Here is an 18,825-nt window from a genome sequence, read left to right as displayed (position 1 = left end):
CATTTCGACTGCGGTTTCAGAAACGGCGCAGACCGGCTTGGGATATCCTGCTTGTCGCGGATCACATCAGCCGCTGCGAGCAAGGGTTCCGTCACGCTGGCGCAGGCAATGTCCAAGGCCGCCAGCATTCGCGGGGCATAGAGCTTGAAGCGGTGATACCCCTTCTCGACGTAAGCCAAGGCATCCGCTTTGACGGTCTTGCCGAGCGCTCCTGCCGTTGCGACGAGGTTTTCCAGCATGCCCCAACCACAGGACGCATCCACAGCACCGGCGACAGCCGTGTCATCACCTTTTGCCAGCAGCAAGGTCGTGCCCAACGTCTCGAACCCCGCTAAAGTCGCTGCGATCTCCGATTGCGCCTCTGTAACACGGGCATCGCAAATCCTCTTTGCCTCTCGCCAGATCGACCCCACGATCCGGTCATGGGTCTCGACCACAGTGTCTGCAATGGCAGCCGACCATTCCACGATGCAGGTGGCAAGGATGGCCAAACGACGATCACTGGTGATGTCTCGAAGCCCATCCGTGAAATACCTTTCGCCTTGGCGGCGCAATTGCGCGACCCGGTGCGCCGGGATGTCGTCGAGGATTGCTGGTGGCAACGCGAGCCGTTGCAGAAATTCCAATCGGTTGAGCTGGCGGTTGATGTCGGCAGAGTTTTTTCCAACCTCAAACCGCCGTAACCAGACAAACCGACTGACCCGACCACCCACCTCTTCGGCCAGCAATTTTTCGAGCTTGGCGCGCGCATTTGCATCGAGGCGAGCGGCTATGCGCGCCTCAATTCTATGTTCAGCGGCGACCAATGCATCAGCACAATGACGTTCGATGACCGAAGTTCCCGGCAGAATGATCTGCTGTCTGCGGCATTCTTCTGCGAACCCACGCACCAGAGCCTGACTGGATTGCGCGGCTTGGGCATTTCGGTCCAGCCAGTTCCGCATCTTTTTGGCGCGCTTGCCGGAGAACATCTTGTACCCGTACATCTTGCGCAGAGCATCCAGATGTTCCCGGCGGGTCTTTTCTCGCGTGGCATATGGCAGGAGATTATCTGGTTTTAATCCGAGCTGCGCGGCCACAAAGCGGCAAACGGGTTCAGGAATGACTTCTCCTGCTTTCAGCAGGCGACCTGGATACCGAAAGGCACAAAGCTGAAGCGCAAAGCCGAGCTGATTTTCAGGCCGCCGCCGGGTGCCGATATGCTCGATGTCTTCATCATCCAAGGTGTAGTGCCTCAACAGCGAAGCTTCATCGGTGGGAAGATCAAAAAGCGCCGCGCGTTGTCGCGCTGTCAGGACTACTCGGTGTGCCATCGGATTGTTCTTTCTTTATGGGATGGGGTCTTTGAAAGTGTAGAAATCGAGACCATTCGCTTGCCATGTCTTTTTCAATGTCTCAATATGATTGTCGCAAGACCTCTTAATTTATTCGAGACCCCCAGGTTCAAAATCTCATGGCCAAAGTTGGATACGCCCGCGTCAGCTCCGTCGGACAATCCCTGGATGTTCAGCGCGAGAAGCTTGCCGATTGTGACAAGCTCTTCGAAGAAAAACGAAGCGGAACGACCGATGCCCGACCTCAGTTGAAAGAATGCCTGAATTATGTCCGTGACGGGGATCAGCTTGTCGTCACGCGCATCGACCGATTGGCGCGCTCAACGCTACACCTGTGTCAGATCGCCGAGACCCTGCGCGAAAAAGGCATCGATCTGGTCGTCCTCGATCAGAACATCGACACATCCGACGCAACAGGGAGGCTGCTGTTCAACATGCTTGGGGCCATCGGCCAGTTCGAAACCGAAATCCGTGCCGAACGCCAGATGGACGGGATCAAAAAGGCTAAAGATCGCGGCGTTCAGTTTGGCAAACGGCCCGCCCTTACAGCAGAACAAATCGCTGAGCTTCGCGAAAAGCGCGCAGCCGGAACGCTGATCAAAGCTCTGATGGCCCACTACAGCCTCTCTAAGGCTACCATCTACCGATACCTCAGCGAAAAAGAGACCTGAGCGCGACGCCAGTACCCCGATCCGGGCTTAACGCCCTATTCTGCACCCAGCCGGAGTCGACCCCAGAAGGGCGCCATTGGTTTAAGCCCAATGGCCACCGGCTCCATCACGTAATGGTTCATCAAGGCCAGGAACCGGGGATGGAATATCCGGTCCTTCGAGCGCGAGACGTAGGTCACCATGGTCTTGGGGTTGTCGATTATCCCGGGGCTCTGCCCGTTCACATCTCAAACCGTCCACCGGACGGTTTGCCACCTTCGGTGGACCGATGTTCACCCCGGCGTGGAACCCCGCCATAGAAAGACAGCGCCTTCGCAAAGGCATCCAGCACCATCTCCTGGGCTTCGCCGGGATAGGCCACGACAAAGGGCTTTCGGCTGTGGCACAGGCGGAAATGGGCAACCTTCACCTCCTGCTCGATACCGCCCAGGACAACCCGTTCTTCGCTCCAGTCAAATTGCAGCGCATCGCCTGCCGCAAAATGCAGCGGGATAAAGGCCTCGCCCGAACCGGCACCGGCCCGCTTCAGATCGCGGACAAATCACTGAACTGGCGAATAGGAACCAGTGTAGCCTTCCACCACGAACTGCTCATAGAGCTTCTGGGCTTTCAGCCGCTCACGGCGTGGTCGCTTCTGGTCCTGATCGAACAGGTCCTGAAGCCGAAGATCAAGCCCGTTGCACAGTTTGTGCCGAACCGGCGCGGCCTGGCGCTGGTAGCTCGGCGGGCTCTCATCCTTCAGATACTTCTTGATCCCTCAGCCATTGTCCTCGGACCAATGGCGGTCAATGGCTTCGATCCGCGATAATCCCGTCACCCGCGCAACAGACTGGATGCTGCGTCCCTCAACCAATACCCATCGTCGGATCTTCGACACGCTTTCCATCAGTAACACCTGCACTTTCCTCCGCACGTTTAGTGCGGATGTTAACGAAAACAGGTGGGTCAATTTTATTCCCTCATAACCCACCAAAGTGGGTCAATTTTGCACGCCGATTCGCATGCTGGACCGGGCCCGCGCCGCGCTGCGCCTGAATCCGGCAATCGCGCGGACCTTGGATGACCGGAACGAAAGACACCGATCCCATAAACCCATCGCCCAAATCGGCGTGTCCTGCGGATTTACGCTTGGCTGGCAGAACTGCCTAAATAACCGCGCATACTGGCTCGGAGGCGCTAGCTTTGACCTCTTTGGCCGCATTCTCAGCGACGCAGGCAAAGGGCATTTCTTGCGCGAACTGAAAACGCCACGGGGTAGAGGTCAGCTGTTTCGGAAACTCAAGCAGCGATCTTCCGATGCTCCATGAAGCGGATAACTCGTTTTATGTTTATTTTAAGCGCCACCTTTAAAAACTCCGTGCCCACCCATCCCTGAACTTGCTGCAACTGGAACACCAAGATGCCTGTCACGATGCTCTCCAAGCAGGTCCCGTTTCTTGAAACCCAAAACGGCAGGACCCGCGACGCACGAGACTCAGGCCCTGACTTGCGAAAATTCTCCGGGACATCCGGCGTATACTGGGCCAGCATCATCCGAGCCGGAAACCACTCCGGGCCAAGCCGATCACAACCGTTCAGGTCAAGCGCAGCGACATTTCGGACCTGGCCGCGGCCGATCTGACCATCGTCGTCTTGCTGCGGGCGGATCCGTTTGTCGGCGGCCCGGTTGCGGGGCCAGGCCGCCCCGCCTACCCCGCGTCCAGCATCGCGATCAACGCCTCGAGATCCTGCACCGAGCGCAACCTGAAGCACACAAGGTCAGCCCGTTCCAGCTGCGGCATGGTCCGCAGCCCCGAGTGGCGACCATACAGCAGCAATCCCTTTTTGTTTTTGCGCGAATACAAGGTCGAGGCCGGAGACAGGCGGTGGTCCAGATGCCCGCAGGCTCTTTCGTTGACGAACCGTTGCGCGATCCACAGATTCGCGGGGCTTCTGGGGCCCTTTTCGAACATGATCTCGATCGGCGTGCCACCTGCGGTGCGATAGACATAGCGATTGGCATAGGTCGATTGATGCCCCGCAGGATGGACGCTGGCGATGGCATCCAGCCGTGCCACCACAAGGCGCTTGATCTCGTCCTTTGACAGCGGCGTGTGCGTAACTTTGCTGGCCTGCGACGCCGGTCTGACTGCCGCAGTCGCCGACCGCGCGGCTGGCCGGACCGGTGCAGGCCCCGCGCCTGTCAGGGCGCGCAGGTCAAGGCCGGTCTGCGCCATCGCCCGCAGCACGACTTCGGCGGCGGCACGGGCGTCCTCTTCGCCGTCATGGTGGCGGAACTCCAGCCCCAGATGGGTTTTCAGCGAGGCCAGCCCATGCCCGCCGTTGCCCCGCAGCTCGGGCCAGGCCCGGCGGGCCACCGCCACGCTGTCCTGCCAGTTCCAGGCCGGCGTCGCCACCCCGTGGGCGGCACAGGCGGCATTGATGGCGCTTCGGTCGAAGCCGCTGTGCTGGAACACAATCTGACCGTCCAGAACCGGCAGCAGCCGCGCCAGAACCTGCGGGAAGGCAGGCGCACCGCGCACGGTCCGGGCGGTAATGCCATGCACGAAACTGCAGCTCCAGTCCGTGGTCCGCGGATCGACATAGCTGCTCCAGGTGCCGCTGATCCGGCCGTTCTTCACGAAGGCCAGGCCGATCTGGCAGATGCTGGCACGATCATTGTTGGCCGTCTCGACATCCAACGCGACGAAATCGAACGGACCCGACGGCAGGTCGGCGCCCGATGACTGCGCGCCGCCGGCCGTGGCCCGGGCATGGCGCGCCTGCTGCCGCTCGAGCGCGGCGATTTCGGCCGCCGAAAACCCCATCCGCCCGATCAGCGCATCCACCAGGTCCGACGGCTCGGGATACGGTTCCATCGCCCGGCGGTTCCAGGCCACGGCCTCGGGCGGGGCCAGGCGCAGGATCTCGGCCTCCAGCGCCTCGATCGGGGCGGTGTCGGGCAGCGGCACCCAGACCGCACGACAATGTTCCGCGATGAAGGCGTTGCGCAGGCGCTTGGCGACATCCGCGTCCGCCCCGGCCCCGGCATCGCGGCGGTCGCGATACATGCGGCCCGTGTTGTACATCCGCGAGAAATAGTGGCTGCTGTCTTCGGACCCGGTCCGGTGACGCTGATGGATGCGTTCGTACAGCGTCTGGCGGGTCGAACTGGTCGATCCGACATAGCGCAGGTCGCCATGGTGGTCGATCAGACCGTACAGGCCGCGGCGGTCTCGCGGGGCTGCCGCGGTGCGGGCGGGCGCGGCCGAAAGAAGCGCGGCAAGAAGCTGCTCGGGGTCAAATCGCGTGGTCATTTCCATCCTCTCCGATCCCTTGCTCACACCCGTTTCACCCGCTGCCAGGCCACCCCGGTCACGATGCCCCAATTGCCCTGCGCATTGGGGCGGCGCCAGCGCGGCACGGGCATGGCGTTGAGCGCCTCGAGCGCCTGCTCGTAGGTGTCGAAATGCTGCTCGTCGCCCCTCGCCCCGATCTGGTACTGGCCGGCGCGCTGCAGGTCCGGGGTGAACATCGACCCGTCGCGGGCCACCGGAACAAAGATCATGCTGCCCGGATCCACGGGCTCGGGCCGGGCTTCGGGTTCGGGCTCGGCCTCGTTCCAGATCGACGCCAGGAACCCCTTGCGCTTCTGCAGCCAGGTCAGGGCCGACAGGGCCACGACCCCGCCATTCGGCCCCCGTTCAAGCTGCGCCCCCTCGCCGGCCAGCAGGTTCCGCAGCCGCCCTTCGGACACGGCCCCCAGGACGGACATCGAATGGATGTCCACCTCGCCCTGCCCCCGGTCCATCGCGTGGCGCGAGGCGGCAAGATTGGCGATCATCTCGATCGGGTTCCGCTTGACCCCGAGGGCCTGAACCTCGGGGTGTGCGGCAAATTCCGTCACCCGGCTGACCAGATCGGCGATCCACCCGGCCCGGTCCTGCACCGCGATCCGGGCCGGGGTCACGCCGTAGAGGCCGTACAAAAGCGCGTGGTTGAAATCTTCGCCGATCGGCCAGACCGTCCCGGCCGAGAACACATCTTCCATCACGTCGCGCCAGGTGTCCTTGCGCGTGCCCTCGATGGCGGCCACGGGGGCCAGAAGCTGCATCAAGGGCCCGGCGGCGTGCTGTTCGCCCACAAGATCTTCGACCAGGTCCAACGCCCGATGCAACAATCCGGCGATCCACTGGGCATAATCCCAGTAATGCGGATCATCGCCATGCTGAAACTGGTTTTCCATCCAGGCGTCGCGGCGTTCTTCGGCGGTCATCAGGTTGTCCATCTTTCGTTCCTCTTCGTTCAGCGGTGCAGGCGCCGGATCGCGCTGCGCAGGTTCTTCAGGTTGCGCCGGTCCGATGGCGACGCCGCGGCAGTCACGAACCCGGCCTCGAAACACAGGCGGCAGTGTTTGCGGTGCGTCTCAATTCGCAGCAGCGTCACGCCCTCGGCCGCGCACAGCGCGATGTATTCCCGGTGAGTCTTGGTCATGGCAAATTCGTGTAAGTGGTGATCTCGAGGTCACACTACAGGCGATTCGTCGAAGTGTCAAATATCTTTAAACGTGATTTGCCTAATCACGCGTTTCCCATTTTCGCCAGCAACCCAATCTGCACCTTGCTCCGGGGCGGAAGGGCCTGTTGCGCAGATCACAGATCGTTCGGGGGCAAGGATGGGGCTGGCCTATGCGTTTTGATTGCCCCAGCCAGCGCCCACCGAGCTGCCGATCCTTTCGATCAGAAAATCCATGAACACGCGCGTTTTCGGCGTCAGCACGTTCGAGCGCGGATAGATCAGCCACAACACCGATCCGTCGTTCAGCCGCCAGTCGGGCAGCACCCGCACCAGCCGGCCCGCGCGCAGCTCATGCGCCACGCTCCACAGCGAATTGATCGACAGCCCCGCCCCGGCCAGCGTCGCCGCGCGCTGTGCGGTGCCGTCATCGACGATGGTCCGGCAGGTCATCCACGCCGGGTCCAGCACGGCCGTGTCTCCGTCGGGGCCGATCAGCGCGCGCGGCTCCAGGTTTGCCCAGGAAATGAACCTGTGGCCCGGCAGGTCCTCCGGCGTCGCGGGGGTTCCGTGCCGATGCAGATAGTCCGGCGCGGCGCAGAGCACGCGGATATCATCGGCCAGCTTGCGCCCCTTCAGGCTGCTGTCGGTCAGCGGCGCGCTGCGCAGGGCCAGATCGAAACTGCCCTCGATGGCGTCGAACGGCTTGTCCGACAGGCGCAGATCCAGCGTCAGGTCGGGGTAGCGGTCGTGGAATTCCGGAAGGATCGGCATGATGTGCAACTGCGCGAAACTGCTGGGCGCGGCAAAGCGCAAGGTGCCGGTGGGGCCGGTCTCCGTGCCGCCGAGCGCGGCGCGCGCCGCATCGGCCTGGGCGAGGATCTCGCGCGCATAGGGCAGGAACTCGGCGCCTTCCAGCGACAGCGAGACCTTGCGGGTGGTGCGGTGCAGCAGTTCCACCCCCAGTTCGGTTTCCAGCTTGGCCAGCCGGGCGCTGGACACCGCCGGGGCCAGGCCCAGCTCGCGCCCCGCCGCGCTGATGTTGAGCCGTTCGGCCGCCATGACGAACAGGCGCAGGCTGTCTGTATCCATGGGCGATTATATCCAAATTGAGAAAACTGTACTCGGATCTGCCTCGGTTTATTCCGCATTGGCAAGTGATATTTGCCCTTTCAACGCAAAACCATCACCCACGGAGCACTTCCATGAACGCGATCACCCAGATCAATCCCGGCATCCGCCAGCAGATCCTCGACGCCTTCAACTTCCGCCACGCGACCAAGATCTTCGACCCCGACCGCAAGATCAGCGACGAAGATTTCAACGTGATCCTCGAGGCCGCGCGGCTCTCGCCCACCTCCTTCGGGCACGAGCCCTTTCGCATCCTGATGATCCAGTCGCCCGAGAAGCGCGAGCTGTTCCGCGAATTTTCCTGGGGCGCGAACGGGATGATGAACGGGTCGTCCGGCCAGTTGGGCACCGCCAGCCATTTCGGCATCATCCTGGCGGCGACGGATGAGTTGATGCGCGCCGGTTCGGACTATCTGCAAGACCACTACGCCCGGGTGAAGCAGCTGCCCGACGAGGTGATCGAGATCTTCAACGGCGCCTACGGCAAGTTCCAGGCCGAGGATCACAAGATCACCTCGGGCCGCGAGATCACCGACTGGTCGGGCAAGCAGGCCTATATCGTGCTGGCCAACATGATGACCGCCGGTGCCTTGATGGGTATCGACAGCTGCCCGATCGAGGGCTTCGACATGGCGCGGACGACGCAGGTTCTGGCCGAGGATTTCGGCATCGATACCGCGAAATGGAAACCGGCGGTGATGTTCGCCTTTGGTCATCGCGCGAAGGATCCCGAGTTCCTCAAGACCCGCCGCACGATGCAAGACACCGTCTCTTGGTTCTGACCCCGAAGGAGATACATGATGGCCTGGTATTCCGTTCTGGACGTCACCCCCACCGCCGAGGGCTGGATCCCCGGCTATCTGCCCACCGCCAACGAACGCGTGGCGGCCCATGGCGGCAGGTATCTGGCCCGCACCGCGACCCACGCGCAGCTGGAGGGCGAAGATCAGCCCGACCGGCTGCGGATCATCATCGAGTGGCCCTCGGAGGACGCGGCCCGCGCCTTCATGGCGGACCCGGCCTATGCACCGCACCTGGCCGCCCGCACCAAGGGGTCGGTCAGCCATCACTATCTGATCGCGGGGCAGGACGACCTCGCCTGAACGCCGCGCCGGATCTGGCCGCGTTCCACGCCTGGTCACACCCCCACGGAGATCCCCATGCCCAAGACCATCCTCATCACCGGCGCCACCGACGGCATCGGCCTGCTGACCGCGAAGACCCTGGCCGCCGAGGGCCACCGCGTGCTGCTGCACGGACGCAGCGCCGACAAGCTCGCCGCCGCCGCGCAGATGGTGGGCGGCGCGCCGGAGACCTTCCGCGCCGATCTGTCCCGCCTCGACGAGGCCGCCGCGCTGGCCGAGGCCGTCCGCGCCCGGCACGACCGGCTGGACGTGCTGATCAACCCGGTGGACGTGGAAGCGATGCGCGGCAACGGGCGGCTTTCGGACATGGCGGCCTATGCCCAAAGCAAGCTGGCCCTCACCATCTGGTCGCAGCAGATGGCGCGGGCGCATTCGCAAGGTCCGATCTTCGTCGCGGTCAATCCCGGCTCTCTGCTGGCGTCAAAAATGGTGCGCGAGGGCTTTGGCGTGGCCGGCAACGACCTGACCATCGGCGCCGACATCCTGCGCCGCGCGGCGCTGTCGGAGGACTTCGCCGAGGCCTCGGGGCGCTATTTCGACAATGACGCCGGGCGTTTCGCCCCGCCGCACCCTGCGGCGGCCGACCCCGAGCACGCGGCACAGGTCATGGACGCCATCGCGGCGTTGACGGGCGACGGGGCATAGAACGGCAATCCAACCCGCTGCCCCGACGGCATCGGGCGGCTGGGGTCACTGACACAGAAAAAAGTGAGGTTTCAAACCGGGCATTCACGGTGTATTTGTGCCGGCACTGGGGAAAACAACCCAGATTTCCAGAGCAGAGGCATTCCAAAAATTGGACTCAGTCGTCAAGAATTTCCCGCCGATTCAAGTGGGTGAGCAAATAATTGAGTTTCCGCACCTGGTGCCGCATGTCGTGGACCTACCGAACCATGGGCCGGACGGCCGGACATTGCGCGTCCGCATCTCGTATCAAAGCCATGTTTTCTCGCAATCCTGTGAACATGATGCCGAGGATTTCGATTTCTTGGATGAAGGCAAGAACAAGAGAACCTTCTGCATCGACAGGTTCAATCTGTCGCAAGGCTTGCCTGCAATCTGTACAAACCTACTCGAATCCAACGCATATACATGGGAATCAAAGGATAAAAACCGCGTCAGCAATCTAGCCGTGATCGATGGGGCCTTGGTCAGCGGCAGGCATCACGTGGTAGTTTATTATTTGTTTCCCAGCAAAGTAGACGGCCTGGACGTCGAAATGGTGGTCAAGAGCGCCTATGAAAAAGACATCAATTTTGATCACATCAAACGGCGGTTCAGAATGATCCAGAAGGTAAAGACCTGTTTCTACACCAAAAAGCGAATACCCTGAAAACATGAGAGGCCCCCGAAGGAGCCTCATGTAGTCATGCGAGTGTGCCTTACCGTGGTGTTCCGGCCCCCTGAGAGGCGCACATGCAACAGCGACCTTTCGGAAGCCTCGCTGTCTGTTGCTGAGATGAACATAGCTATTCAGGATCCGAGTCGCAAGTGATTTCGTGCAATCAAGCAACGCCCCAAACTAGAAGGTTTTGTTAAAGAAAACAGCCAATAGGGTGCGAAGAACCGTCAGAAAACGGTTCAATCTGGCCCCCTTGTGTTGTGACTGGCCGGTGAATGCGGTTTCTTCAAAATACCCCAGAGCAAACTCGAACGGCTGGCTCGGATCCACGAAGATGCCGCTCTGTATAAGGCTGGAAAGCCCCTTGGCCTTCGAACGAAGGGCCGCTTAACTGAGCACCGGGGCCGAAAGAAATCCGGCACAGGTCCAGCCCATCCCCGCGGGTGCGGGGAACACGAGCACCCAAGCCATACGGACAGGCATATCAGCGGGTCATCCCCGCGGGTGCGGGGAACACATTGCGATAGACACCCGAGCCGCGCTCATCTCCGGGTCATCCCCGCGGGTGCGGGGAACACGTGCTGGCAGGTCATCATCAGCAGATCACCGGCGGGTCATCCCCGCGGGTGCGGGGAACACGATGACCCTTGCGACGACTGGTCAACCCGAGACGGGTCATCCCCGCGGGTGCGGGGAACACGCGCGTGGCGAGTGGCCCGCTACATTCGCAGGCGGGTCATCCCCGCGGGTGCGGGGAACACGCGGTTGCAAGGCACACCCCCCCGCGCCAGTTCGGGTCATCCCCGCGGGTGCGGGGAACACCATGACTTCCAGAACCTCGGACCGTTTGACCACGGGTCATCCCCGCGGGTGCGGGGAACACTCCGCCGCCGCCGCGTCAATGTCGCGCGGCCCCGGGTCATCCCCGCGGGTGCGGGGAACACTGCAACGGTCCCTTGTCGCCTCATGGTCCCGTCGGGTCATCCCCGCGGGTGCGGGGAACACTCTGCAGATGTGCGCCAGTGATCCCGGTTCAGCGGGTCATCCCCGCGGGTGCGGGGAACACAAAGAAAATCACCGCCAAGCGTGGACAAGATGCGGGTCATCCCCGCGGGTGCGGGGAACACGATACCACCGCACCGTTCGCGGATGCGTGGGGCGGTTCATCCCCGCGGGTGCGGGGAACACACCGGTGTTGAACAGACGCCCGCCAAACACCGCGGTTCATCCCCGCGGGTGCGGGGAACACGCAGCAGTAGGGGGCGCGAAAAAAAGCTACCACGGTTCATCCCCGCGGGTGCGGGGAACACGCCTTACTCAGCCGCTTTTTGTTCGGTTTCGTCGGTTCATCCCCGCGGGTGCGGGGAACACACGTTGTTGCCATTCCCAGAGGTCGAATTCGTCGGTTCATCCCCGCGGGTGCGGGGAACACAGCCTTTCCAGGCTGCGGCCATTGAGCGGGCGCGGTTCATCCCCGCGGGTGCGGGGAACACAAGCCCCCGGCTCCAGAGAAGCCCCCGGCCTGCGGTTCATCCCCGCGGGTGCGGGGAACACGAGCGCGCGACCGATGGCAAGCGTTAAAACACCGGTTCATCCCCGCGGGTGCGGGGAACACCCGATATTCACGCAATGGCGGCTGCAAAATGACGGTTCATCCCCGCGGGTGCGGGGAACACCTGAAGGCGGTTTGACGCCGTGGATCTTGCATCGGTTCATCCCCGCGGGTGCGGGGAACACACCGGTGTTGAACAGACGCCCGCCAAACACCGCGGTTCATCCCCGCGGGTGCGGGGAACACCGGCCAATGCTCTACGCGCCCCATTTGATCGGCGGTTCATCCCCGCGGGTGCGGGGAACACGGTGGGAATCTTTTATACTGTCTTAACAGGTGCGGTTCATCCCCGCGGGTGCGGGGAACACTGCGTCGTCCTGAAAGACGGACGGGAAGAAAACGGTTCATCCCCGCGGGTGCGGGGAACACCACCTGCGCCGCGCTCGTGCCTGCGTCGATTGCGGTTCATCCCCGCGGGTGCGGGGAACACCCGGGCCGCAAGGGAAGCTGGATCACGACGCGCGGTTCATCCCCGCGGGTGCGGGGAACACCCCGCATCGGCCACCAGCAACAATTCCCTGCGCGGTTCATCCCCGCGGGTGCGGGGAACACTTCAAACTCGTATTCTTCATCAGTTGATTTCGCGGTTCATCCCCGCGGGTGCGGGGAACACATGTGCGCGGGGTTGCTGCCCGCCCGAGCGATCGGTTCATCCCCGCGGGTGCGGGGAACACCGCCTTCGGCTCGAATTTCGGCGCTTGTGTCGCGGTTCATCCCCGCGGGTGCGGGGAACACGGTGATATTCGCCATGCCATAACCGGGGCGCACGGTTCATCCCCGCGGGTGCGGGGAACACGCCGGAGTCCTGTCTCAAGGATCGGCACGGGCCGGTTCATCCCCGCGGGTGCGGGGAACACTCCGCCGCCGCCGCGTCAATGTCGCGCGGTCCCGGTTCATCCCCGCGGGTGCGGGGAACACGTCCGAACCGCTGGCGAATATCGCCGAGCAGTAGGTTCATCCCCGCGGGTGCGGGGAACACATAGATCGCGTCCGACGCATCGCGGGCAATTTCGGTTCATCCCCGCGGGTGCGGGGAACACGTCCATTTCCGGCTCCGGGTCAGGCGCGACGGCGGTTCATCCCCGCGGGTGCGGGGAACACTCCAACAATGCCTGACCGATAAGGGCATTGACCGGTTCATCCCCGCGGGTGCGGGGAACACTCGTAACTGGCGGGGTGGTCACTAGCACCGGGCGGTTCATCCCCGCGGGTGCGGGGAACACACTGGATAGGGCCACGGAGGCTGGCCTTCTCCTGGTTCATCCCCGCGGGTGCGGGGAACACCCAGATGGCACCCTGCCCGAACGGGCCAAAGCCGGTTCATCCCCGCGGGTGCGGGGAACACTCTGACTGGACCATACTGAAAAACAACGGTTTTGCCACCCGTCAAATCTCCACCGAAGATTTTCGCTGTTTTTTGCCCTCGAAAGAACCTCAGCCGGCGCCGTCGCGCGGGGCGAATTGCACCAGGGTCAGGCCGTCGAAATCCACCGGCATCCGGCGGTTGCGGCCCACCGTGCGGAAGGCAAAGCCCTGATCCGTCGGCGCCGCCCAGCACATCACCGCGTCGCCCTCGGCGATACCCGCCTCGACCTGCGCCCAGATGCGTTCGCGCACCCGGGCCGAGTAGCGGCCCACATAGACCCCGGCGCGGATTTCCAGCAGCCACACCGCCAGCCGCCCCCGCAGGCGCGGCGGGGCGTTCTCAACCGCGATGACCATCATCGCCGCCTCCCTCGCCGTCGCTGAAGGCCGGGCCGACGCCCTCGGGCGCGGGCGCGGGTTTGGGCAGGTCGCCCGCCGACAGGACCTCTTCGATGCCGGGAATGATTTTGCTCAACAGACCACTCTTGCGGAAGGCGTCGCGGCAGGCCAGACGCACCGCGCGTTCGGGCGGCATGTCCAGCTTGCCCTTCTGCGCCTGGGCGGCGATGCGAAACGCCTCGGGCACCACGGTGTCCAGCTTCCACAGATCGGCGATGTCATAGACGAAACTGCGCGGCTTGCCCCTGTGCAGAAATCCGATCGCGGGCGCGTATCCGGCGGCCAGCACCGCCGCCTCGGACAAGCCGTGCAAGCAGGCGGTGGCCGCCGACAGGCAGCGGTTGGGGATGTCGGCACTATCCCATTGACCAGGGTCATAACGGCGGCTTTTCCACTTGACCCCGAATTTGCGCGCCAACAGTTCATAGCCATGGCGCACCCGTTGCCCCTCGATCCCGCGCAGTTGGTCGACCGAGCGGCGGGCCGGAGGCTCTTCGCCGAAGCGGCGGGCGAACATGGCCCGCACCACCCGCAGGCGGGCGCCCTCGTCCAGCGCCAGCGCCGCCTGCCACAGCAGCTTGTCGGCGCGCGCCCCGCCCGGTTGCCCGGCGGAATAGAGCCGCACGCCGCCCTCGCCCACCCAAGTCACCAGCGTGCCCGCCTGTGCGGCCAGCGACACCGCCGCGTGGCTGATCCGCGCGCCGGGTTCCAGCATCAGGCAGGCGATGCCGCCCACGGGGATATGGGTGCGCATGCCCTCGGCGTCGATGGCGACAAAGGCGCCGTCCTTCACGTCGATCTGGGCGCGTTCGACGAATACCATCGCCGCCCGTTCCCTCAGCGGGATGGGTTTGGGCGGCGGCAGGCCCGGCAGGCTCATCGCGCCCGGCGGATCAGCATCAGCCCGCAGCCCCACGCCTTGGCCCGGCCAAAGCCGCTGGCCAGCGCGGGCAGAAAGGCGGCGGGGTCGGTGACTTCGATCTCGCCGGTCAGGTCCAGAACGCCGTGGGACAGCCCGCGGCGCGCGCCGCGGCCCAGGTTCAGCACGCGGTAATCCTGCACCGCGACGCTGTGCGGAGTGAACCCCTTGGCCGCGCCCTGCCGCGCCATCCAGCCCTCGGCCGCCTGTTGCGCCAGCCGCATCCGCTCGGCCGCGCGGTCGGGGCCGGGCACGTCGCGCAGCAGGTCCATCACCACGTCGACGCGGCGGCTCTGGCCCCGGCGGGCGGATTTCTCCATCCGGCTGACCGCCGCCCGGTCGCGGGTGGCGTTGGCGCGCAGGGAAAACAACAACCGGTCGCCGGGGGCGAGCTGCGGTGCGAATTCCTTGGTTTCCGGCGGGCAGAACAGATCATTGGCCAGCGGCGGACGGGCCGAGAGGGTAAAGAACCGCCCCCGCCCATCCGCCCGCCACAGGAAATCGCGGGGCCGGTCGCGCGCGTCGCCAAACAGGGTCCAGATCAGGCGGTGATGGGCGTCGGCGCGGGCGTTGTCATCCGCCGGGTCCAGCAGGCCCGACAGGGCGCGGGTGGGCGCATAGCGGTTCAGAGTCAGGCGCGAGAAATACAGGCTCATGCCTTGGCCTCCGGTCGGTGGACATGCACGGTGCGCGGCCCGAAATGCCAGCCCGCGCGATCCAGCGGTTCATCCCAAACGGTTTCCTGCATCGCGCCCTCGATGGCCGTGTCCGAGGCGATGGCCAGCGGGCGCCGTCCCGCCAGCCAGGGCGGCAGCACGACCTGATCCAGCGCCGCCACCACATCCGCCGCCCGCACGATACGCGGGGCCATGGGCGCGGCCAGCGGGCAGGATTTGCGGCCCAGATAGGGGGTGAACACGGGCCGTTCCAGCGCGGCGCGGGCGGCGTCAAGATCCGCCCCGCCCCACAGGGCCACGCCAAAGGCGCAGTCACAGCGGTAGTCGCGCCTTGTGATCACGGGATTGTCCTTTGGTTTCAGCGCTTTCAGGGCCTGCCGGCGGGTGTCGGGGCGCTTGATGTTGGCGCTGGGAACGGTCTGCACGGTGTGGAAATCCTGCACCGGCACGCCCTCGGACAGCACCGAGACCGCCACCTGCCACCGCCGCAAGGCCCCCTGCCCCGCCGCATCGTCGCGCCGCACGCCCTGCGCCGCGCCCAGCAGGCCCAGGATCGCCGACCGCCCCGGCCAGCCGCCCGACCCGCGCCGTTCATGCCCGGCCAGCCCGCCGAAACTGCCCATGGGCGCGGTCAGCGCAAAGACCAGATATTCAGTCATCCAGCACCGCACCCCGCACGAAAGCCTTGATCTCGGCCAGGCTGCCGATGCCCTGTTCCACATCCATCAGCGCGTTGGCCTCGGCACAGGGGCCATAGGCCTGATCCATCCGCTCGGCCATCTGTTGCAGCGCCGCGACCGATCCGGCCATCAGCGCGCCCTCGACCGGCTGAAAGAACGCCCCGGCCAGGCTGCGCGGCTGCTGCGCCCCGCGTTCGGCGCGGATGAACCCGGCGCGAGTCTGATGGGCGAAACTGTTGCGCTTGCCCGAGGGCGTGGACACCGCCAGCGCCTCGGCCAGCGCCTCGGCGGCGCGGGCGGCCAGATCGCGGTCGCCTTCAAGGTTCTCGAGCAGCAGATCGCGGTCGATGCAGGCATAGAGGTAATAGACCCCCGATCCGAACCCCGCATCGCCCACGAACCCCGCCCCGGCATCCTCGGCCGCGGTCTTGAGGTCATCGACGGCGGTATAGAAATCATCCTCGACCAGCGCGCGGTGGGTGGTGATGGCGTGGCTGACCTGCACGGCGGCCTCGCGGTTGAAATCCGGGTCATCGGCCAGCATCCGCCCGAACATGGCGATGTCGGCGGCGCCGTCGGCGGTGCGCAGAACCATCTTCTTCAGCTCGGCATTGGCGGGCAGAGGCTCGCCGGCGATGGCCTTCTGCGCCAGTTCGGTGGCCAGCGCCTGTTCCTGCGGCGACACGAAGGCCAGCTGGCGGGTGCGCACATGGCCCTTCTTTTCGGCCTCGGCATCCAGCTTGCCGAACACGTCGGCGATCTGCTTGGCGGCATCGCGGGCGGCGTCGCCCTCGGCCCCGGCCTCCTTCAGCGCCTGTTCGATCACCTCGCCGATGCGCTGGGTGCGCGCGCCCATGTGGCCCTGCAGCGCCTGCTGCATCACGTCCGAGATCCGCGCCGCGCGCTTGATCGACTGGCTCGAGATCCGCAGCCGCGGCTGGCCCCCGAACACGGCCGATTTCGGGCGGCCCTGATCGTCGCGGTTGGGGTTCGACGGCGGATAGACGGTCAGGTAATGCAATTGGACGAAACGGCTCATGCCTCACTCTCCTCGGACATCTGTTCTGTTTCGGGCGCCGCCTGCGACGCCCCGTAATAGTCGAAACACCAGCTGGCGCGGGTGGCGTCGGTCCACCAGCGCAGATCCTGCGCCAGACGGGCCACGTTGGCCCCCTGCCCCACCACCGCCAGCGCCCGGCGCAGCTGGGTGGCCAGTTCGGCCGGGTCGCGGGTGCGGATCAGCCGGTCGAACCGGATCTCGCTGAAGGGTTTCGGATCGCCCTGCCCCATCCGCTGCGCCAGCCGCGGCCCCGTGTGTTCCTTGACCTGCGCCAGTACCATCGCGATCAGCGCCAGCCGGTCGGGCGCGGACCGCATGTCATGGCCCGCCGCGGCCAGTTTCCGGTTCAGGTCATGCACCGCCCGGATGGCCAGCGCGTCCACCGCGCCCCCCGCCCGTTTCAGCCGCGCCAGATCGGCCCGCGACCGGCCGATCGACGGGTCGGTCAGCCCGCGCCACCAGCCCAGGCAGATGGTGCCGAAATCGCCGCTTTTGTCCGTGCTCATGTGCGTGCCTCCGCTTTGGCCTTGCCTTTGGTTTTGGGCAGGGGAAGCTCCAGCGCGGTAAAGACCTTCTTGCCCACGCCCCCGTAGCCACCGAAAGTTGACAGCAGGCTCTTGCGCGCCGCCACCGCTGCCTGCCGCCGGGTTTCGGACAGATCGGCCAGCCCGGGCATCACCTCGGCGTCGAAGATCCGCAACGCCGCGCTGCGCAGATCCTTCAGCCAGTCGCTCGGCACCCGGTCGCTCTGCCCGTTCACCACGTCGCGCAGCCGCGCCTCGAACGAGGCTTGGGTGGCGGCAAAGAACATCTCGCGCGACCGCGCCCCGGCGCCGGTGGTCAGGTCGTCCTCGCCCCTGCCCTGCCGCACCGCGCTGGCCAGCGCATAGCCCGCCTGCTCGGCCGCCTCGACCAGCCGCCCGGCCAGATCCTCGCCCTGCGGGTCCAGCGGAAAGACCGGCGCTTCGGACCAGATGAAATCCAGCGGGCTCATGTTCGACATGGCCCAGCCGCCCACCAGCAGCCGGCAGGGCGCGCTGTCGGTGCGCTTCAGAAAAGTCTCGAGGCATTGCGCCCGATCCGCCCCGTCATTCAGCAGCACGATGCCGCGCCAATTGCGATAGCCGAACGCGCCGGGCTTGGGGTGTTTGGGCAGCACCTCGTTCTTGACGTGGTAGTAGGGGCTGAGCGGATGCACCCAGCCTTCGTAATTGGTGCCCCAGGGCGTCTGGACCACGCCGGTGATCTGCCCGCCCTCGGCCACCAGCCGCAGGCGGCGCGGCTGGCCAAAGAACATTTCGGGCGGCAACAGGTCGCCGTCGGGCGGAACCGTCACCTGCCCCTTCTTTTCAGACGTCTCGGTGGGCCGCATCCAGGGCAGTTCGTCCAGTTCATCCGCGCCCAGGGCGACCCCATCGGGCACATTGGCCCAGACCAGGGGCCACAGCCTCGGCGCCTCGGGACGGACCAGCGTCACCATCGGCCCGCCGCCCCGCATGGAGGTCCGGTTGCCTGCCCCGCCCGAGGGCGCGAAGGCCTGCAACGTATACAGCGCCATCGCCGCCAGCGCCGGGTCCAGCCGGGGATAGCGGGCGCGTTTGACCATCAGGTCGGCGTTCTTTTTCGCGGTGCTTTCGCCCGCGCTGTCGATGAACAGCATGTCGGGCGGGTTCAGGCTGCCGTCGATCGGGTCGAAATCCTGCAGGAAACGCGGGCCTTCGCCCAGCAGGTTGAAGGCCGGGGCCAGCGGCGCCAGCGCCTCGCGCAAGGCCTGGCTGTCGGGCTGACGGGCGGCCCAGTCATCGGCGTCCTGCGGCGGACAGGCCAGATAGACCAGCCCGATCAGCAGCTCGAGACAGGCCAGATTCAAATCAGCGCGCGGCCAGTCGGGGAACAAAACATCCGGCTGGGCGATCTGGTCGGGACGGATCACGTCAGGGCCGCCGGTCCGGCGCACCGGGATCCAAGCATCGGTAATAAGATTCAACAATTACAA

19 protein-coding genes and 1 CRISPR repeat array are annotated in these 18,825 nt (G+C 65.0%); of the genes, 6 read left to right on the top strand and 13 right to left on the bottom strand.

What is annotated here, in order from left to right; genetic code table 11:
- Nucleotides 1–1,313, bottom strand: a 1,313-nt coding sequence (locus AC2FME_RS15135; protein WP_496800878.1) for a DUF4158 domain-containing protein, incomplete at its 3' end; no start/stop codon positions are given.
- A 140-nt stretch (nucleotides 1,314–1,453) separates the two neighbouring features.
- Between AC2FME_RS15135 and AC2FME_RS15130 the strand changes: the two genes are divergently transcribed.
- Nucleotides 1,454–2,005, top strand: coding sequence for a recombinase family protein (locus AC2FME_RS15130; RefSeq protein WP_257601508.1), 552 nt, complete (start codon nucleotides 1,454–1,456; stop codon nucleotides 2,003–2,005).
- Nucleotides 2,006–2,273: 268 nt separating this feature from the next.
- Nucleotides 2,274–2,813, top strand: coding sequence for a hypothetical protein (locus AC2FME_RS15125; RefSeq protein WP_496800877.1), 540 nt, complete (start codon nucleotides 2,274–2,276; stop codon nucleotides 2,811–2,813).
- 470 nt (nucleotides 2,814–3,283) lie between these two features.
- On the opposite strand, the gene AC2FME_RS15120 is transcribed toward AC2FME_RS15125, so the two are convergent.
- From AC2FME_RS15120 to AC2FME_RS15100, 5 genes are all read right to left on the bottom strand, one after another.
- Complete coding sequence (locus tag AC2FME_RS15120; RefSeq protein ID WP_496800876.1) at nucleotides 3,284–3,415, bottom strand: hypothetical protein; 132 nt, start codon at nucleotides 3,413–3,415, stop codon at nucleotides 3,284–3,286.
- A gap of 278 nt (nucleotides 3,416–3,693) precedes the next feature.
- Entirely contained in the window at nucleotides 3,694–5,301 is a 1,608-nt protein-coding gene (locus AC2FME_RS15115; protein WP_496800875.1) for a 3'-5' exonuclease, read from the bottom strand.
- Between the two features lie 23 nt (nucleotides 5,302–5,324).
- Complete coding sequence (locus tag AC2FME_RS15110; RefSeq protein ID WP_496800874.1) at nucleotides 5,325–6,272, bottom strand: hypothetical protein; 948 nt, start codon at nucleotides 6,270–6,272, stop codon at nucleotides 5,325–5,327.
- A gap of 17 nt (nucleotides 6,273–6,289) precedes the next feature.
- Nucleotides 6,290–6,478: a hypothetical protein gene (locus tag AC2FME_RS15105; protein WP_496800873.1), complete on the bottom strand. Its 189-nt coding sequence runs from the start codon at nucleotides 6,476–6,478 to the stop codon at nucleotides 6,290–6,292.
- 192 nt (nucleotides 6,479–6,670) lie between these two features.
- On the bottom strand, nucleotides 6,671–7,591 hold the full coding sequence (locus tag AC2FME_RS15100) for a LysR family transcriptional regulator (protein WP_149777310.1): 921 nt from the start codon (nucleotides 7,589–7,591) through the stop codon (nucleotides 6,671–6,673).
- 113 nt (nucleotides 7,592–7,704) lie between these two features.
- On the opposite strand from AC2FME_RS15100, the gene AC2FME_RS15095 reads away from it, so the two are divergent.
- From AC2FME_RS15095 to AC2FME_RS15080, 4 genes are all read left to right on the top strand, one after another.
- On the top strand, nucleotides 7,705–8,412 hold the full coding sequence (locus tag AC2FME_RS15095) for an NAD(P)H-dependent oxidoreductase (RefSeq protein WP_149777309.1): 708 nt from the start codon (nucleotides 7,705–7,707) through the stop codon (nucleotides 8,410–8,412).
- Between the two features lie 18 nt (nucleotides 8,413–8,430).
- Entirely contained in the window at nucleotides 8,431–8,733 is a 303-nt protein-coding gene (locus AC2FME_RS15090) for a DUF1330 domain-containing protein (RefSeq protein WP_496800872.1), read from the top strand.
- A 57-nt stretch (nucleotides 8,734–8,790) separates the two neighbouring features.
- Nucleotides 8,791–9,420: an SDR family oxidoreductase gene (locus AC2FME_RS15085; protein ID WP_496800871.1), complete on the top strand. Its 630-nt coding sequence runs from the start codon at nucleotides 8,791–8,793 to the stop codon at nucleotides 9,418–9,420.
- A gap of 97 nt (nucleotides 9,421–9,517) precedes the next feature.
- Nucleotides 9,518–10,108 carry a YjaZ family protein gene (locus tag AC2FME_RS15080; RefSeq protein ID WP_496800870.1) on the top strand — a complete coding sequence of 197 codons (591 nt, stop codon included), beginning with the start codon at nucleotides 9,518–9,520 and terminating at the stop codon, nucleotides 10,106–10,108.
- Nucleotides 10,109–10,544: 436 nt separating this feature from the next.
- Nucleotides 10,545–13,074: direct repeats of the CRISPR family, unit length 29 nt; unit sequence CGGTTCATCCCCGCGGGTGCGGGGAACAC.
- An 89-nt stretch (nucleotides 13,075–13,163) separates the two neighbouring features.
- Here the strand turns inward: AC2FME_RS15080 and cas2e are convergent.
- The 7 genes from cas2e to casA are packed head-to-tail and all read right to left on the bottom strand — an operon-like array spanning nucleotide 13,164 to nucleotide 18,816.
- Nucleotides 13,164–13,454, bottom strand: coding sequence for a type I-E CRISPR-associated endoribonuclease Cas2e (gene cas2e / locus AC2FME_RS15075; protein WP_224856454.1), 291 nt, complete (start codon nucleotides 13,452–13,454; stop codon nucleotides 13,164–13,166).
- Nucleotides 13,435–14,409, bottom strand: coding sequence for a type I-E CRISPR-associated endonuclease Cas1e (gene cas1e, locus AC2FME_RS15070; RefSeq protein ID WP_496800869.1), 975 nt, complete (start codon nucleotides 14,407–14,409; stop codon nucleotides 13,435–13,437). Before cas1e ends, cas2e begins: the two co-directional genes overlap by 20 nt.
- Nucleotides 14,370–15,068 (bottom strand): type I-E CRISPR-associated protein Cas6/Cse3/CasE, encoded by a 699-nt coding sequence (gene cas6e / locus AC2FME_RS15065; RefSeq protein ID WP_496800868.1) that lies wholly within the window; start codon nucleotides 15,066–15,068, stop codon nucleotides 14,370–14,372. Before cas6e ends, cas1e begins: the two co-directional genes overlap by 40 nt.
- Nucleotides 15,065–15,748 carry a type I-E CRISPR-associated protein Cas5/CasD gene (gene cas5e, locus AC2FME_RS15060; RefSeq protein ID WP_496800867.1) on the bottom strand — a complete coding sequence of 228 codons (684 nt, stop codon included), beginning with the start codon at nucleotides 15,746–15,748 and terminating at the stop codon, nucleotides 15,065–15,067. The genes cas6e and cas5e overlap by 4 nt, the downstream gene beginning before the upstream one ends.
- Nucleotides 15,741–16,808 carry a type I-E CRISPR-associated protein Cas7/Cse4/CasC gene (gene cas7e / locus AC2FME_RS15055; RefSeq protein ID WP_496800866.1) on the bottom strand — a complete coding sequence of 356 codons (1,068 nt, stop codon included), beginning with the start codon at nucleotides 16,806–16,808 and terminating at the stop codon, nucleotides 15,741–15,743. Before cas7e ends, cas5e begins: the two co-directional genes overlap by 8 nt.
- On the bottom strand, nucleotides 16,805–17,335 hold the full coding sequence (casB, locus tag AC2FME_RS15050; RefSeq protein WP_496800865.1) for a type I-E CRISPR-associated protein Cse2/CasB: 531 nt from the start codon (nucleotides 17,333–17,335) through the stop codon (nucleotides 16,805–16,807). Before casB ends, cas7e begins: the two co-directional genes overlap by 4 nt.
- Entirely contained in the window at nucleotides 17,332–18,816 is a 1,485-nt protein-coding gene (gene casA / locus AC2FME_RS15045) for a type I-E CRISPR-associated protein Cse1/CasA (protein ID WP_496800864.1), read from the bottom strand. The genes casB and casA overlap by 4 nt, the downstream gene beginning before the upstream one ends.
- Nucleotides 18,817–18,825 lie beyond the last annotated feature (9 nt).

Source organism: Ruegeria sp. BHSC026 (assembly GCF_059613065.1).
The sequence above is the reverse complement of the archived record's forward strand: the minus strand, read 5'-3'. Positions and strand labels throughout refer to the sequence as shown.